The organism is Streptomyces sp. NPDC037054, assembly GCF_055606745.1.
The window spans coordinates 243,932-260,600 of record NZ_JBVJSJ010000006.1 but is presented as its reverse complement, the minus strand read 5'-3'; the positions used below and the strand labels follow the sequence as shown (position 1 = coordinate 260,600).

13 protein-coding genes are annotated in these 16,669 nt (G+C 73.9%); 7 read left to right on the top strand and 6 right to left on the bottom strand.

From position 1 onward, the window contains the following. The first annotated feature begins 53 nt into the window (after window positions 1–53). A complete protein-coding gene (locus tag ACZ7D7_RS16880; RefSeq protein WP_470825089.1) occupies window positions 54–1,028 on the top strand; it encodes a lysylphosphatidylglycerol synthase transmembrane domain-containing protein in 975 nt (324 codons plus the stop codon). Between the two features lie 18 nt (window positions 1,029–1,046). Here the strand turns inward: ACZ7D7_RS16880 and ACZ7D7_RS16875 are convergent, their stop codons facing one another. From ACZ7D7_RS16875 to ACZ7D7_RS16865, 3 genes are read right to left on the bottom strand one after another with little or no spacing between them, the layout of a single operon-like run. Further along, window positions 1,047–2,261, bottom strand: coding sequence for an NAD(P)/FAD-dependent oxidoreductase (locus tag ACZ7D7_RS16875; protein ID WP_470825088.1), 1,215 nt, complete (start codon window positions 2,259–2,261; stop codon window positions 1,047–1,049). Next, entirely contained in the window at window positions 2,261–3,688 is a 1,428-nt protein-coding gene (locus tag ACZ7D7_RS16870; RefSeq protein WP_470825087.1) for an FAD-dependent oxidoreductase, read from the bottom strand. Before ACZ7D7_RS16870 ends, ACZ7D7_RS16875 begins: the two co-directional genes overlap by 1 nt. Then, complete coding sequence (locus ACZ7D7_RS16865) at window positions 3,685–5,124, bottom strand: FGGY family carbohydrate kinase (RefSeq protein ID WP_470825086.1); 1,440 nt, start codon at window positions 5,122–5,124, stop codon at window positions 3,685–3,687. Before ACZ7D7_RS16865 ends, ACZ7D7_RS16870 begins: the two co-directional genes overlap by 4 nt. Window positions 5,125–5,416: 292 nt before the next feature. Between ACZ7D7_RS16865 and ACZ7D7_RS16860 the strand changes: the two genes are divergently transcribed. From ACZ7D7_RS16860 to ACZ7D7_RS16835, 6 genes are all read left to right on the top strand, one after another. Next, window positions 5,417–6,418 carry a hypothetical protein gene (locus ACZ7D7_RS16860; protein ID WP_470825084.1) on the top strand — a complete coding sequence of 334 codons (1,002 nt, stop codon included), beginning with the start codon at window positions 5,417–5,419 and terminating at the stop codon, window positions 6,416–6,418. Between the two features lie 103 nt (window positions 6,419–6,521). Beyond that, window positions 6,522–8,054, top strand: a complete 1,533-nt coding sequence (locus tag ACZ7D7_RS16855) for an amino acid permease (protein ID WP_470825083.1) — start codon at window positions 6,522–6,524, stop codon at window positions 8,052–8,054. 198 nt (window positions 8,055–8,252) lie between these two features. Then, the gene (locus tag ACZ7D7_RS16850) at window positions 8,253–9,350 is read left to right on the top strand and encodes a mechanosensitive ion channel family protein (protein ID WP_470825082.1); all 1,098 of its coding nucleotides are present in this window, start codon (window positions 8,253–8,255) and stop codon (window positions 9,348–9,350) included. Between the two features lie 170 nt (window positions 9,351–9,520). Beyond that, window positions 9,521–11,740 carry an NADP-dependent isocitrate dehydrogenase gene (locus tag ACZ7D7_RS16845; protein WP_470825081.1) on the top strand — a complete coding sequence of 740 codons (2,220 nt, stop codon included), beginning with the start codon at window positions 9,521–9,523 and terminating at the stop codon, window positions 11,738–11,740. A 117-nt stretch (window positions 11,741–11,857) separates the two neighbouring features. After that, on the top strand, window positions 11,858–12,655 hold the full coding sequence (locus tag ACZ7D7_RS16840; protein ID WP_470825080.1) for an N-formylglutamate amidohydrolase: 798 nt from the start codon (window positions 11,858–11,860) through the stop codon (window positions 12,653–12,655). A gap of 88 nt (window positions 12,656–12,743) precedes the next feature. Beyond that, window positions 12,744–13,967 carry a cytochrome P450 gene (locus tag ACZ7D7_RS16835; RefSeq protein WP_470825079.1) on the top strand — a complete coding sequence of 408 codons (1,224 nt, stop codon included), beginning with the start codon at window positions 12,744–12,746 and terminating at the stop codon, window positions 13,965–13,967. Between the two features lie 21 nt (window positions 13,968–13,988). On the opposite strand, the gene ACZ7D7_RS16830 is transcribed toward ACZ7D7_RS16835, so the two are convergent. From ACZ7D7_RS16830 to ACZ7D7_RS16820, 3 genes are read right to left on the bottom strand one after another with little or no spacing between them, the layout of a single operon-like run. Next, a complete protein-coding gene (locus ACZ7D7_RS16830; RefSeq protein WP_470825078.1) occupies window positions 13,989–14,480 on the bottom strand; it encodes a hypothetical protein in 492 nt (163 codons plus the stop codon). Further along, entirely contained in the window at window positions 14,477–15,115 is a 639-nt protein-coding gene (locus tag ACZ7D7_RS16825; protein WP_470825077.1) for an RNA polymerase sigma factor, read from the bottom strand. Before ACZ7D7_RS16825 ends, ACZ7D7_RS16830 begins: the two co-directional genes overlap by 4 nt. Next, complete coding sequence (locus ACZ7D7_RS16820) at window positions 15,112–16,551, bottom strand: S8/S53 family peptidase (RefSeq protein ID WP_470825075.1); 1,440 nt, start codon at window positions 16,549–16,551, stop codon at window positions 15,112–15,114. Before ACZ7D7_RS16820 ends, ACZ7D7_RS16825 begins: the two co-directional genes overlap by 4 nt. Window positions 16,552–16,669: the final 118 nt, after the last annotated feature.

Below are 16,669 nucleotides of genomic sequence, written 5' to 3'. Positions count from 1 at the left end.
CGTCCGTTCGTCCGCCACCCGGTGTTGTCCTGGCGGGGACAGACTGTCCGGACGTGACAGCAGTTGGAGTCCCCGAGCGCCCCACGAAGCGGCGCGCCCGTCGCCTCCCGGTCCGGCGGGTGCTGTGTCTGCTTCCGCTCGCGCTGGTCTCGGTGGTCGCCGTGCGGAACTGGCCCGTGCTCGTCGACGGCTTCGCGCACCTGGGCACGGCCCGCCCGCCGTGGCTGCTGGCCGCGGTCGGCGCGACCTGTCTGACGTGGGTCGCCGCCGCGGTGACCCGGCAGGGCGCCGTGGTCGAACCGCTGCCCAAACGGCGGCTGCTGGCCACGCAGTTCGCGGCGGGCGCCGCCAACCACCTGCTGCCGTCCGGGCTGGGCGCGAGCGCGGTCAATCTGCGGTTCATGACGGTGTGCGGGCTGACGCCGGTGCGGTCGTCGGCCGCCCTCGCGCTGTACCTGCTGGCGGAGAGCGTTGGCCGGCTGGCCCTGCTGGGCGCGCTGCTGCTCGCCTTCCCGGACGCGCTGCGGCTCGGCGGGCTGCTGCCGGACGGCTCCGCCGGTCTCCTGCCGGCCGCCGTCGGTGCCGCGGTGGTCGTGGCGGGGGTGGTGCTGGTGTCCGTTCGGCGGGTGCGGGAGGCCGTGCTGTCCTTCCTGCGGACGGCGCTCGGCGAGGCGCGGTCGGTCCACCTGCGTCCCGCGCGGGCGCTCGCGCTGTGGGGCGGATCGTTCGCGTTCCCCGCGCTGCAGGCCGCCGGTCTGGTGGCGGTGGGCCTGGCGCTGGGCCTGCCGGTGCCGGTGTGGCACGTGGCGCTCGCGTATCTGGCGGCGACGGTCGCCGTGGCGCTGGTGCCGACGCCGGGCGGGCTCGGCTCGGTGGAGGCCGCGCTGGTGGTGGCGCTGGTCGCGGCGGGCGGCCCGGCCGCGGTGACCACGGCGGTCGTCCTGACGTACCGGGTCATCACCCTGTGGCTGCCGCTGGTGCCGGGGGCGTTGACGCTGGGGGCGCTGGTCCGGATGAAGGTGATCTGAGCCCCGGCCGGGGGCTGTTCAGCCGACGGCGACCCGCACCGGTCCTCCGTCCGGGTCCACGCGGGGTGTCCAGCGTGCCGTCAGGCGCAGGGTGCGGTTCGGGAGCGCCGGGCCGATGCGGGTCTCGTGCAGCGGCCGGCCGTCCTGAGTGACCGTCAGCACCAGGCGGGGAAGCGGTACCGACGTCCGCAGGACGTACGGGCGCCGGTCGCCCTGTGTGACGCGGTTCGGGGCGATCCAGCGCAACGGCGGCTCCGCGAGGAGCGGCACGCCGGCCGGCCACGCGGCGCGGGCCAGCCAGGCCCGGACGGCGCGCGCCACGTGCGTTCCCTCGCGTGCGGCGGTGCCCGCCCGCTCGACGGCGTGCAGGACGTTCCCGGCGGCGAACACCCCGGGCGTCCCGGTGCGCAGGGCGCCGTCGACGGCGGGGCCGCGGGTGCCGGGGTCCAGGGCGATCCCGCCGCGCCGGGCCAGTTCGTGGTCGGGCACGAAGTCGCCGGTGAACACGACGGTGTCGCAGCGCAGGACGGCGGTACGGCCGTCCCGGTGGCGGATCCGCACGCCCGACAGGCGTCCGTGGCCGAGGAGTTCGGTGACCGTCGTGCCGGTGAGCAGGGGAACTCCCCGGCGCAGCCGGGCGTCCTGGGCGCGGGCCGGTGCCGTCTGGGCGCGCGGCAGTTCGGTGACCATGGCGACGACGTCGGCCCCGGCGGCCCGTACGGTGCCGACGGCGGCGTACGACACGTCCTCGGCGCCGACGATCACCGCGCGCGTGCCGATCCGCTGCCCGTACAGGTGGACGGCCTGCTGGAGTTCGCCGGTGGTGAGGACGCCGGCGGGCCGGGTGCCGGGGACGAGGCGGGCGGCGCGGGGGCGTTCGCGGGCGCCGGTGGCGAGCACGATCGCGCGGGCCGTGACGGTCTCCGCACCGTCGGGTCCCACGGTGTCGAGCGTCAGCGGGCCCGCCCAGCCGAGGGCGGTCACCCCGGTGCGGACGACGGCGCCGGACCGCAGCGCCGCCTCGGTGAGCCCGCGCGCGTAATCGGGGCCGGTCAGCGGGTGCGGCCAGGGTCCGAAGCCGCCGTGCGCGCAGTGCCGCGGCACTCCCCCGGCCCGCTGTTCCCGGTCGAGCACCTCGATACGCCGCCCGGCGCCGGTCAGCGCGGCGGCGGCCGCGAGCCCGGCGGGTCCGGCACCGACGACGAGTACGTCGACCCGGCGCTCACCTGTCATCACGTCGCCCGCCCTTCCAGCAGCGCCCGTACCGTCGCCCCGCAGTAGAAGCCCTGGCAGCGGCCCCCGCGGGCGCGGGTGCGGCGGCGCAGCCCGTCCGGGGTGACGGGCGGGACCGTACTGGCGAGGGCGTCGCGGATCTCGCCGCGGGAGACCCGCTCGCAGTGGCAGACGAGACGGCCGTACTCCGGGTCGGCGGCGACGAGTTCGGGCCGCTCGTGGGGGCGCGGGAAGGCCTCGCCGAGGTTCGGCATGCGCACCGGTTCCAGGGGCCGCTCGGCGCCGGCGTCCAGGCCCGCTGCGGTGAGCAGGCCCATGACGTGGTCGGCGACGGCGAGGGAGGCCGTCAGTCCGGTGGAGCGGATGCCGCCCACGGTGACGTACGCCTGCCCGGGGTGGGCGCGGATGCGGTAGTCGTCGTGCTCGGTGGCGGCGCGCAGCCCGGCGTACACGGCCGTGACCTCCTCGTCGAGGAGGTCGGGCAGGACGCGGCGGCCCTTGTCGCGCAGCGCGGCCAGGCCCTCGGCGGTGGTGGCGGTGGCGGACTTGTCGTCCAGGTCCTCGGCGGTGGGGCCGAGCAGGACATTGCCGTAGACGGTGGGGGCGACCAGGACGCCCTTGCCGAGGGCGGTGGGCACGGGCAGCAGGATGTGTCCGACGAGGGAGCGGGCGAACTTGTCGAAGACGATGAGCTGGCCGCGGCGCGGCGTGACCGTGAAGTCGTCGTGGCCGAGGGACCGGTCGAGCGTGTCGGCGTGCAGCCCGGCCGCGTTGACCAGCCACCGGGCGCGCAGGGTGCCCCGGCCGGTCTCCAGCAGATGCACGTCGCCGTCCCGACTCACCTGCCGCACCGGCGAGTTGAGGTGCAGGTGGACTCCGTGCCGGACGGCTTGCGTGGCGTACGCGAGGGTCGTCGTCCAGGGGCAGACGATGCTCTCGCCGGGCACGTGGAGGGCGGCGAGGGCACCGGGGCCGAGGTGCGGTTCGCGGGTGTAGAGCTCCTCGGGGCCGATGACACGGGTCGCGTGGTAGTCGTTGGCCTCGGCCTTCTCGGCGAGGCGGGGCAGCGCGGCGAGCTGTTCCTCGTCCCAGGCGACGAGGAGGGCGCCGACGGGTTCGACGGGGATGCCGGTCTCGGCGGCGTACGCGGCGAGCCGGCGGGCGCCCTCGCGGACGAGCCGGGCCTCCAGGGAGCCGGGGACGGCGTCGAACCCGGTGTGCAGGATCGCGGTGTTGGCCTTCGAGGTGCCGTCGCCGACGTCGTCGCGCGCCTCCACGAGCGCGACACGCAGCCCGGGGTGCCGGGCGAGCCGGCGGGCGACGGCGCAGCCGACGACTCCGGCGCCGACCACCGCCACGTCGTACGGTTCGGAGGGCAGTGCGCCCTCCCTGGTGACCTCGCCCGTGAACCCCTCGCTGCCCGTCATGCGGGGGTCCGTTCCAGGAGGGCGGCGACCTCGGCGCGGAAGCGGGCGCGGCGTTCGGCGGCCTCGTCGGCGCTGACGCGCGGCTCGTACACGGCGGACGGTTTTCCGTCGGGCAGGGCCTGTTCGAGCGTCGGGGCGGCGCCCGCGCCGAGCCGGGCCAGGGCTCCGACGCCCAGGGCCGTCGCGTCGGGCAGCGCGGACACCTCCACCGGGCGTTGCAGCAGGTCGGCCTGGGTCTGCATGAGGAGCGCCGAGCGGGTCAGGCCGCCGTCGACGCGCAGGGTGCGCAGTGGGGTGCCGAGGTCGGTGGCGGCGGCGTCGGCGAGTTCGGCGACCTGGGCGGCCAGCCCTTCGCACAGGGCGCGCACCAGGTGTCCGGCGGTCGTGTCGAGGCCGAGTCCGGTGACGGACCCCCGCAGGTCGCCGCGCCACCAGGGGGCGGCGAGCCCGGCGAGGGCCGGCACGAAGACGACGCCGCCGCTGTCGGGCACCGCGCCGCCCACGGCGTCGAGTTCGGACGCGTCGGACAGCACCCCGAGGTCGGTGAGCCAGCGCACCGCGGAGGCGGCCGTGTAGACCTGACCGTCGAGGCAGTAGCTGGTGCGTCCGGCGAGCCGCCAGGCGACGCAGCTCACCAGGCCGGAGGCGCCGCGCCGGGGCGTGCCGCCGGTGTGCGCGAGCAGGAACGCGCCCGTGCCGTAGGTGCACTTGGCGGCGCCGGCCGCGGTGACGCGCTGCGCGAGGAGGGCGGCCTGCTGGTCCACGACGAGGCCGGTGAGCGGCACCTCGGGGCCGAAGACGCCGGTGGTGCCGACCGGTTGGGCGGCGTCGACGACCTCGGGGAGGCGCTCGCCCGACAGGCCGTACAGGTCGAGGGCGCGCGGTGACCAGGCCGTGCTGTCGAGGTCGAGGAGCTGAGTGCGCCCGGCGGTCGCGGCGTCGGTGACGAAGGCGCCGGTGAGACGGTGCACGAGCCAGGAGTCGGTGGTGGTGACGACTCCCCCACGGGTGAGGTGACGCCGGATCCACGCCATCTTGGGCGCGGCGAAGTACGGGTCGAGGGGCAGGCCGGTGAGGTGCCGCAACTCCTCGGCGTGGCCCACGAGTTCGTCGCAGACGCTCTGGGAGCGGCGGTCCTGCCAGACGAGCGCGTCGGTGAGCGGGCGGCCGGTGTCCGGATCCCAGGCGAGGACGGTCTCGCCCTGGTTGGCCAGGCCGAGGGCCGTGACGGGTTCGCCCGCCTCGGCGAGCGCGCGCCGGCCGGCGTCCACGACGGAGCCGTACAGCTCCTCGGGGTCGGCCTCGACGAGGCCGCCGGGCAGGTGGCGGGGCCGTACGGCGGCGAATCCCGTGCCGAGGACGCCACGTTCGGGGCAGATCACCAGCGCCTTGGTGCCGGACGTGCCCTGGTCGACGGCGAGCACCGCACCTGTCATCGTGCCTCTCCTGTCGCGCCGTGGGTCGCGCCCCGTGGTGTGGATCACCGCGCGTCAGCCTGCCGCCGCCGCGCTCACCGCGTCAAGCGCACTCCGCGTCCGCACCGAACGGCCCGAGGCGAGGGAAAGGCGAGGGAGTTCGGCAGGATCAGGACAACGGACCGGTTCCGGAACGTCACGCTCTATATAGTGACCGCCGACCGAACGTGACTCCTCAAACTGCGCCCAGAGGAGGGCTGTTGTTACTCCAGCCTGCCGCCCTGCCCGGTCCGCCCCCGGGGCCGGCCGGGTGATGGCCAGGGACGAGGCCCGCCCCGCCTACGACCCCGCCGGACACGACGGCCCTCTGCGCGCCGCCCTTCAGGAGGTGCGCACGGGGCGCTGGATGTCGATGCGCGAACTGCTGGAGCAGACCACGACGTGGTCGCAGTGGACGCAGCGGACCCAGGTGCTCGCCGCCGCGGCGGCGGGCACCGACGTGGTGCGCGCCTGGCGTTCGGAGGAGCCGGACAACGTGCACGCCGTGGTGATGCACGCCCGGGTCTGCGTGGAGCGCGCGCTGCGCGCGGGCCGCGAGGGCCACCGCCGCACGCACGAGCTGTGGCAGGAGGCCTGGCACGCCTGCGACGCGGCCGCGCACGCCGCCCCGCACGACCCCGTGCCGTGGGTGTGCCTGCTGGCGCTGGCCCGGCTGGACGAGGGGCAGCGCTGGTCGGAGCACCGGGTGCCGCCGCCGGAACCGATGCTGCCGGCCGGGCCGTGGGGCCTGCTCGCGCAGGCCGACAAGCGCGACCCGTACAACCGCGAGGCGCACCACCGCATGCTCCAATGCCTTTACCCGCACGGGGATTCGGCGCGCCTCGCGGAGGCGTCCGGGTACGCGCACTGGGCGGCGGGCTCGGCGCCGCCCGGCTCGGCCCTGCACGTGCTGCCGCTGTACGTGCGGGTCGAGCGGTACCGCCGCACGGGCGGCCGGGACGCCGCCCTGGACCTGCACTGGGTGGCCGAGGACGCCACGCGTGAGGCGCTCCGGGCGTTTCAGGGCTGGTTCGAGCTCACGCGGTCCGACGAGCGTTCCCTGCTCGACCTGAACCACCTCGCGCACGCGCTGTGGGGCGCCCTGCAGTTCCCGGAGGCCTCCCAGGTCTTCGACGCGCTCGGCCCGTACTACACCCCCCTGCCGTGGGCCTACCGCAGCAACGATCCCCGCGACGCCGCCCAGGCCGTGGAGGTCTTCGTGCAGGCCAGGGCCCGCTGCCGGTCGGCCGGCCGCTCGTCCGGCCGGCGCACCTGAGCCGCGGCGAGGCCCGCCACCGCCCGAACGACCACCCCCGTCCCCCTTTGGTCCCCCACCCCCTCGTCCCCCTCCCGTCCCGTACTGTCCCGGAGGTTCCGGCATGTCCCCCACCCCCCGCCCCGCGCACGCGCAGGGGTCTCCCCACCACGACGAGGAGCAACGCCTGCGCGAGCTCGGCTATCGCCCCGTGCTCGCCCGCCGCATGGGCGGCTTCGGCAACTTCGCGATCAGCTTCTCGGTCATCTCCATCCTGTCCGGCTGCATGACCCTCTACGGCTTCGGCATGGGCGCCGGCGGCCCCGCCGTGATGCTGTGGGGCTGGGCGGGCGTCGGCCTGTTCGTGCTGTGCGTGGGCCTCGCGCTGGCCGAGGTCACCAGCGCCTACCCGACGTCCGGGGCGCTGTACTACATGGCCGACCGGCTCGGCGGGCGCCGCTGGGGCTGGTACACCGGCTGGCTGAACCTGCTCGGCCTGCTCGGCGCGATCGCCGGTATCGACTACGGCGCCGCCCTGTTCACGGGCGCCTTCATGAATCTCCAGTGGGGCTTCGAGCCGACGCCGGAGAAGACCTTCGTCATCTTCTGCGTGATCCTGCTGCTGCACGCGGTGCTCAACCTGTTCGGGGTGCGCCTGGTCAGCGTGCTCAACTCGATCAGCGTGTGGTGGCACCTGACGGGCGTGGCGCTCATCGTCGGCGCGCTGGTGATCGTGCCCGACCACCACCAGTCCGCGTCGTTCGTGTTCACCGAGTTCGTCAACGACACGGGCTGGGAGAACCCCCTGTACGTGGCCGCGATCGGCCTGCTGCTCGCCCAGTACACGTTCTCCGGCTACGACGCCTCGGCCCACCTGTCCGAGGAGACCGCCAACGCGTCGGTGTCCGCCTCGCGCGGCATAGTGCGGGCCATCTGGGTGTCGTGGCTCGCCGGTTTCGTGCTGCTGGCCGGGCTGACGTTCGCGATCCAGGACTACGAGGCCACGCAGAACAGCGCGACGGGTGTGCCGCCGGCGCAGATCCTGCTCGACGGGCTCGGCACGGACGGGGCGAGCGCCCTGCTTCTGGTCGTGATCGTCGCCCAGTTGTTCTGCGGCAACGCGGAGGTCGCCGCGGCCAGCCGCATGGTGTTCGCGTTCAGCCGGGACCGGGCGCTGCCCGGCTCCGCCGTGTGGCGCAAGGTGTCCGCGCGCACCCAGACGCCGGTCGCCGCGGTGTGGCTGTCGGTGGGCGTGGCCGGCGTGCTCGCGCTGCCGTCGCTGTACTCGGCGACGGCGTACGGCGCGGTGACGGCCATCAACGTCATCGGCATCACGCCCGCGTACGCCATCCCCGTGTTCCTGCGGCTGCGCGCGGGTGACCGCTTCACGCCGGGGCCGTGGAACCTGGGCAAGTGGAGCAAGCCGATCGGCTGGATCGCGGTGGTGTGGGTGGCGTTCGTCACCGTGCTGTTCTGCCTGCCGCAGTCGTCGCCGGTGACCACCGACACGATGAACTACGCGTCGGTCGCCCTCGCCGTCGTCCTCGTCCTCGCCACCGTGTGGTGGTTCGTCGCCCGCCGTTCGTACGGCGTCCCGACGACGGCCGCGTACGGCAACGACAAGGAACAGGCCGAACTGGCCGAAGGCATCGTCTGACCGTCCGGCCCCGGCGCCGCACCCGGTACGAACACCCGTGCCGGATACGGCAGGATGAGCGATCGCGCCGGCCGCAAGGACTCCGGTCGGCCGGCGCGCTCGCACATCTTGGGAACGAACAGGTGACGACGTGACGACACTTCACATCCGGCCGTCGGCGAGGACTTGCGCCGCCGCCCTGTGCCGCGGGGGTGACCGGTGACACGGTCCCTCACGGTGGACGACCTGGTCCTCGCCGGAATCGCCCTCGGGGCGGGGCTGTTGGCGGCCTTTCTGCTGCGGATGCTGCTGCGCTGGCTGGGCAAGCACGCCGACCGCACCCGCTGGGGCGGCGACGACGTCATCGTGGACGCCCTGCGCACGCTGGTGCCGTGGGCGGCGATCTCGGCCGGCGCGGCGGGAGCGGGGGCGGCACTGCCGCTGACGCGGACCGTCCAGCACAACGTCAACCAGGTCCTGACGGTGCTGCTGATCTTCGTGGCGACGGTGTCGGCGGCGCGGGTGGTGGCCGGCCTGGTCCGGTCGGTCGCGCAGTCCCGCTCCGGAGTCGCCGCCTCGGCCACGATCTTCGTGAACATCACCCGCGTGCTGGTGATGGCGATCGGCTTCCTGGTGGTGCTCCAGACGCTGGGCATCTCCATCGCGCCGCTGCTCACCGCCCTGGGCGTCGGTGGTCTCGCGGTCGCCCTCGCGCTCCAGGACACCCTCGCGAACCTCTTCGCGGGCATCCACATCCTCGCCTCCAAGACCGTCCAGCCCGGCGACTACATCCGGCTGAGCAGCGGCGAGGAGGGCTACGTCGAGGACATCAACTGGCGCCAGACGACGGTCCGCAACCTGTCCAACAACCTGGTCGTGGTCCCCAACGGCGAGCTCGCCAAGACGAACATGACCAACTTCATGCGTCCCGAGCAGCAGTTGACGATCATGGTGCAGGTCGGGGTGGGCTACGACAGCGACCTGGAGCACGTCGAGCGGGTCACGACCGAGGTCGTCTCGGAGGTGATGACGGAGATCACCGGGGCCGTGCCGGACCACGAGCCGGCCGTGCGGTTCCACACCTTCGGCGACTCGCGCATCGGGTTCACCGTGATCCTCGGCGTCGGCGAGTTCAGCGACCAGTACCGGATCAAGCACGAGTTCATCAAGCGGCTGCACCGGCGCTATCGCGCCGAGGGCATCCGCATCCCGGCGCCCACCCGACAGGTGTCGCTCCAGCAGGGCGCCCCGGCGATCCCGCAGCAGCGCACCGCCGGTGAGGCCGCCCCGGACGAGGCGGCCCGGCTGCACGACTGACCGTCCGGTTCCGCCACGCGCGCGGCCACGGGGTGTGGGCCATCTCACACCTCGTGGCCGCGCGCGTCGGCGTATAGGCCCGCGCGTGGCCGCCGACCCCTGTCGAGCCGGGGACGATCACGAGATATCTTGATGTCGAGCAATGTTGCAGACGTGGAGCGGAGCACCCGGTGACTGACTCGACCATCATCTATACGCACACTGACGAGGCCCCGGCCCTGGCGACGTATTCCTTCCTGCCGGTGGTCCAGGCGTACGCCTCGCAGGCGGGTGTTCCCGTCCAGACGCGGGACATCTCGCTGGCCGGGCGCATCATCGCCATCTTCCCGGAGTACCTCACCGAGGACCAGCGCATCCCGGACGCGCTCGCCGAGCTCGGCGAGCTCGCCAAGACGCCCGAGGCCAACATCATCAAGCTGCCGAACATCTCGGCGTCGATCCCGCAGCTGAAGGCGGCCGTCGCCGAGCTGCAGAGCCAGGGCTACGCGCTTCCGGACTACCCGGACGACCCGAAGACCGACGAGGAGCGCGAGATCCGCGCCCGCTACGACAAGGTCAAGGGCAGCGCCGTGAACCCGGTCCTGCGTGAGGGCAACTCCGACCGCCGCGCCCCGGCGTCGGTGAAGAACTACGCCAAGAGCCACCCGCACCGCATGGGCGCCTGGACCTCCGAGTCCAAGACCAACGTGGCGACGATGGGTGAGAACGACTTCCGCTCCACCGAGAAGTCCGTGGTGATCGCCGAGGACGGCGCGCTGCGCATCGAGCTGGTCGGCGACGACGGCACCACGACCGTGCTGCGCGAGTCCGTACCGGTGCGCGCCGGTGAGGTCGTCGACGCCTCCGTGATGCGCGTCGCCGCGCTGCGCGAGTTCCTCACCGCGCAGGTCGCCCGCGCCAAGCAGGAGGGCGTGCTGTTCTCCGTGCACCTGAAGGCCACGATGATGAAGGTCTCCGACCCGATCATCTTCGGTCACGTGGTGCGCGCCTTCTTCCCGAAGACCTTCGCGAAGTACGGCGAGGTCCTCGCCGCGGCCGGCCTCACCCCGAACGACGGCCTCGGCGGCATCTACAAGGGCCTGGAGAACCTGCCCGAGGGCGCCGAGATCAAGGCCTCCTTCGACGCCGAGCTCGCCGAGGGCCCGGAGCTGGCGATGGTCGACTCCGACAAGGGCATCACCAACCTGCACGTGCCGTCCGACGTGATCGTCGACGCCTCCATGCCGGCGATGATCCGCACCTCCGGCCACATGTGGGGCCCCGACGGCCAGGAGCACGACGCCCTCGCCGTCCTGCCGGACTCCAGCTACGCCGGTGTCTACCAGGCCGTCATCGACGACTGCCGCGCCAACGGCGCCTACGACCCGTCGACCATGGGCTCCGTCCCGAACGTCGGCCTCATGGCGCAGAAGGCCGAGGAGTACGGCAGCCACGACAAGACGTTCGAGATCCCGACCACCGGCACCGTCCGCCTGGTCGACGCGGGCGGCACCGCCCTCATCGAGCAGGCCGTCTCCGCCGGTGACATCTTCCGCGCCTGCCAGACCAAGGACGCCCCGATCCGCGACTGGGTGAAGCTCGCCGTCACCCGCGCCCGCGCGACCGGCGCCCCGGCCGTGTTCTGGCTGGACGAGACCCGCGCGCACGACGCCAACCTGATCGCCAAGGTGAAGCAGTACCTGCCGGAGCACGACACCGAGGGCCTGGAGATCAAGATCCTCAACCCGGTGGAGGCGACCAAGTTCTCCGTCGAGCGCATCCGCCGCGGCGAGGACACCATCTCCGTCACGGGCAACGTGCTGCGCGACTACCTGACCGACCTGTTCCCGATCCTGGAGCTGGGCACCAGCGCCAAGATGCTGTCGGTCGTCCCGCTGATGGCGGGCGGCGGCCTGTTCGAGACGGGCGCCGGCGGCTCCGCGCCGAAGCACGTCCAGCAGCTCGTCAAGGAGAACTACCTGCGCTGGGACTCCCTCGGCGAGTTCTTCGCCCTGGTGCCGTCCCTGGAGCAGTTCGCGAAGGTCACGGGCAACGCCCGCGCCCAGGTGCTGGCCGACGCCCTCGACCGCGCCACGGCGACCTTCCTCAACGAGGACAAGTCCCCGACCCGTCGCGTCGGCGGCATCGACAACCGCGGCAGCCACTTCTACCTGTCCCTGTACTGGGCGCAGGAGCTGGCGAAGCAGACCGACGACGCCGACCTGGCGAAGGCCTTCGCGCCGCTCGCCGAGACGCTCGCGGCGAACGAGCAGAAGATCGTCGAGGAGCTGAACGCCGTCCAGGGCAAGCCGGCCGAGATCGGCGGCTACTACCAGCCCGACCCGGCGAAGGCCGCCGAGGTCATGCGCCCGTCGGCCACCTGGAACGCGGCCCTCGCGTCCCTGGGCTGACCCCGCCGGCCCCGGGCCGCAGGCAGTGTCCCCCTCGCCCCGTCCGGCGTCCGCCGGGCGGGGCGTTGTGGCACCTTGATCACGCCGTACCCCGCCGACCACGTCCGGAGCCGCCGCATGACCGACGTCCCGCCGTCCTTCGAGGTGCTTCCCGGGGACCCTCTCTCGCCCGTGATCCTGCACGTGCCGCATGCGGCGCGGGAGATTCCGGCCGATGTGCGGGCGGGGATCGTGCTGGACGACGTCGCGCTGGAGCGGGAGCTGGACCACATCACGGACGCGCACACCGCGGTACTCGCCGAGGCGGCCTGCGCGCGGGCGTGCGTGACGCCGTGGCGGTTCGTGAACCGGCTGTCGCGGCTGGTCGTCGACCCGGAGCGGTTCCCGGACGAGCGGGAGGAGATGCTCGCCGTCGGCATGGGCGCCGTCTACACGCGCACCACGCACCGCGGCGAGCTGCGGCCCGCGGACACCGACCCGGAGCCGCTGCTCGCCCGGTACTTCCGGCCGTACGCGCGGGCGATGACCGAGGCGGTCGCCGGCCGGCTCGCCGCGACGGGGCGGGCCGTGATCATCGACGTGCACTCCTACCCCACCGCCCCGCTGCCGTACGAGCTGCACGGCGCGGGGCCCCGCCCGCCGGTGTGCCTCGGCACCGACGCCTTCCACACGCCGCCCGCCCTGCTGGACGCGGCCCGCGCGGCGTTCGCCCCGTGCGGGGAGTCCGGCCTCGACTCCCCGTTCGCCGGGACGTACGTGCCGCTGGAGTTCTACGGGCGGCGGCCCGAGGTCGCGGCGCTGATGGTGGAGATCCGCCGGGACACGTACATGGCGGAGCCCGGCGGCCCCGCCGGGCCGGGGCTCGGCCGGCTGGCCGGCGCCCTCGCGGAGCTGGTGGAGGCCGTGTCCCACTGAGTGCCGCCCCGGGCCGCCGGGCGGCGACGCGTCACCGGCTGGAGCACTCCCGCGCGACACGCGCCGCGACCGCCACCAGGGTGGAGGGATGACCGAGGAGACCTCCACGCCGACCGCCCGGGACACTCCCCCGGTACGTCACTGGCCCGCCCTCGACCTGGACGGGACGGAGTTCGACCCGGTGCTCGCCGGGCTGATGCGCGAGGGCCCGCTGACCCGGGTCCGGCTGCCGCACGGCGAGGGCTGGGCGTGGCTCGCGACGCGCCACGACGACGTCAGACTGATCACGAACGACCCGCGCTTCGGCCGCGCCGAGGTGACGCGACGCCAGGTCACGCGGCTGGCACCGCACTTCAAGCCGCGGCCCGGTTCGCTGGCGTTCGCCGACCAGCCCGACCACAACCGGCTGCGCAAGGCCGTCGCCGCCGCCTTCACGGTGAGCGCGGTCAAGCGCCTGCGGCCCCGCGCGCAGGCCGTCCTCGACGACCTCGTGGCCGGGGTGGTGCGGGACGGGCCGCCCGCCGATCTGGTCGAGCGGGTCCTGGAGCCCTTCCCGATCACGGTGGTCAGCGACGTCATGGGCGTGCGCCCCGCGGACCGGGAGCGGGTGCACGCCTGGACGCGGCAGATCATCTCCACGTCCGGCGGCGCCGAAGCCTCCGAGCGGGCCAAGGAGGGCCTGTACGCGTGGATCACCACCACCGTCCGGGCACGGTCCGGCAGCACCGGCGACGACGTGTACGCGCTGCTCGGCGCCGCCGTGGCCCGCGGCGAACTCACCGAGGCCGAGGCCGTCGGGCTCGCCGGACCGCTCCAGATCGGCGGTGAGGCCGTCACGCACAACTGCGGCCAGATGCTGTACCTGCTGCTCACCCGGCCCGAGCTGATGGCACGCATGCGGGAGCGGCCAAAGGCGCGCGGCGCCGTCCTGGACGAGCTGCTGCGCTGGATCCCGCACCGCAGCTCGGTCGGGCTCGCCCGCATCGCGCTGGAGGACGTCCGCCTGCACGGCGTGCGCATCGCCGCGGGCGACCCCGTGTACGTGTCGTACCTGGCCGCCAACCGCGACCCGGAGGTGTTCCCGGACCCGGACCGCATCGACCCCGACCGCGCCCCCAATCCGCATCTCGCGTTCGGCAACGGGCCGCACTTCTGCACCGGCGCCGTACTCGCCCGCATGCAGACCGAACTGCTCCTCGGCACGCTGCTGGACCGGCTGCCGGGTCTGCGGCTCGCGGTGCCGCCGGAGCGAGTGCCCTGGCGGCACCGGACGCTGATCCGCGGCCCGCGGAGCCTGCCGTGCGCCTGGTGACGGCGTCCCCCGCGACAGGTCTCAGGTCCGCAGCCACTCCGTGACCACGGTCTCCCCGCCCGCGAGGACCCGTAGCGCGAAGGGTCCGGCGGGCCGTACGTCGCCGGTGAAGCGGCCCATGTCGTCGGCCGTGAGCGGCACCGTCGTGCGGGGGCCGCCGAGCACCTCGATACGGGCCGGCTGCGGCGGCAGCACCTGGCCCATCAGACCCTCGCCGGTCACCTCCACGTCCACGGTCACCCCGCCCGCGGTGAACGTCAGCATCCGCGGCGGGTCCTCGGCGCCCCGCACCGGGACGGCGTCGACCAGGGAGTCGAACGTCAACTCGGCGATCCGGGCGTCCATGTCACGCAACGCGAAGGCCTCCACGGCCAGTTGACGCAGTTCGGCGGGGACCGGGTCGAGGACGACGGCCGCCTGCCGCAGCTCCTCCTCCAGCACGGCAGCACCGAACTCCTCGTCGCCCGTGGCGTCCACGCCGAAGGGCCCGCCGTCGATGTCGTCGTCGCTCATGCCGTCCCCCTCGATTCGAGCCGCGCCCGCAGACGGCGCAGACAGCGCTGGCGCATCGGTCCGATACTGCCGACGGCGATGCCCAGCGCCGCGGACACCTCCTGGTAGCTGGGCGGCGGGGAGGCGATCAGCACCCGCAGCAACTGCCGGCACCGCTCGCCGAGTTCCTCGAACTCCTGCCACAGCCGGCGGACCCGCTCGCTCTCGGCCGCGGCCTCCTCGGAGTCCAGCACCGACTGCTCCGGCGTGAGGTCCTCACTGACCCGGTCCAGCAGTTGCGGATCGTCCGTGGGAGTGGTCCGCCGCAGGGCCTTCAGCACCTTCAGGCACTCGTTCCGCGCGGTGCTCGCGAGCCACGAGCCCGCCTTGTCGGGTTCCCGCAGCCGCCCCAGGTGCTGGGCGAAGCGGAACCACACGGTCTGGTACACCTCGTGCGCGTCGGCGTCGGAGAGCCGGTGCGCGCGCACCACCGACCACACCAGCGGGCTCAGCCCTTCCACGATCGCCTTCCAGGCCGCCGCGTCGCCGTCGGCGGCGGACTGGACGAGCGAGCCGACATCTGCACGGTCCACGGCCCCACCCCTCGTGTACGGCCAGTCATCGTACGCCGTGGAGGGGGCGGTTCCGGTCCTCATGACCCGGCGGCGGGCGGCGTCACCGGCACCGGGCGCCACGTGGGCGGCCTGAGCGCCGCCACGCGCGCCCCCCGCACCTCGGCGAACCCGGTGTTCGCGGCGAGGAGTTGACGCAGGGCGACACGGGGATCGCTCTCCTTGTGCGCCGTCATGTGGGCGGCGACCGCCCCGGCGACCACGGGCGTCGCGAACGAGGTGCCGCTCCAGTACGCCGGTCCCTCGAACATCACCTGGTCCGGCTTGCTGCCCGCGGTGCCCTCCTGCTCCTCGCTCAGCACGCCGGTGTGGCGCGGGTGCCGGCAGGTGCAGGTGTAGGCGAAGCCGTAGCGGCAGTCGTCGTAGGTGGAGTGCTGGTAGACGTACGGGACGGGGCTGTCGAAGCCGGTCAGGGCGCTGGTGAGGCGTTCGCCGGGGGCGTAGACCCCGACCCAGTCGCCGTGGTTGCTGAAGCAGGCGGCCGACTCGCCGTCGCCGCGCAGCGCGCCGACGGACAGCACGGACTCGGCGTAGCCGGGCAGGTCGGCGTAGGCGGCGGGCCAGAAGGGCGTGGCGCTGCCGTTGTTGCCGGCGGCGGCGACCAGCAGGGTGTGCCGGTCGCGCAGGGCCAGCATGAAGTTCTCCACGCCGAGCAGTCCGTCGGTGCGGCCGTTGGAGGTGCCTGCGGACAGGCTGAGGATGTCGGGCCAGCCGTGCCGGTCGACGGCTTCGAAGAGCTTCTCGCCGAACTCCGACTCCAGGACGGCGCCCGCGTCGTTGAGGCCGCCGTCGACGGTGATGCGGGTGTTGGGCGCGACGGCGGCGACGAGCCCGGCGATGAACGTGCCGTGGCCGGCGTACTGCTGGAGGACGCCGTCGTCGTCGGTCTCCCTCACCTGCATGTCGCCGTCGGTGTGGGCGAGCGGCGGCCAGTGGCGGTAGTCGTGCATGAGGCCGGTGTCGACGACGAGGACGCCGACGGCGGTGTCCGGGTCGTGGAAGCCCTCGGCCGGGGCCGGGTTGGGTGGTTGCCCGAGTGGCGCCGGCACGGGTTCGTCACCGGGGCAGGCGTTCACCGCGATCGACACGACGTGGTTGCGGGTGACGAGGGGGCGGCCCGCGCGGGACTCGGTGCCCCGCACGGCGCGCAGCGCCGCGGCGACGGAGCGGTCGCCGCGCCGGTCGCCCTCGCCCGGGTCGCCGACCCGGATGCGGGTGACGCCGGAGCGGTTGGTCTCGGGGCTCGCGCGGCGCACCCGGTCCTCGCCCAGGTCGGCGACGGCGGCGAAGTGCCGGCGCACGGTGTCCTCGACGAGCCGGGCCTCCTCTCCGTCGCGGGCCAGGACGACGCCCTTCTCGTAGAGGAACTCGCCGGAGTCGTCGGGTCCCATCGCCAGCGGGACGTCGGGCATCGAGCGCTGGATCTGGTCGAACTGCTCGTGGAATCGCTGGGGTGCCATGGCGTGTCCTCCCGAGGGTCGGCGGTCGTCAATCAGAGCCGCCCGCACGGGGATTGATACAGGACCGAACCGGTGTGCGGCTTGCCGTTGGCACTACCATCCGAGGGGTGACAGCGGG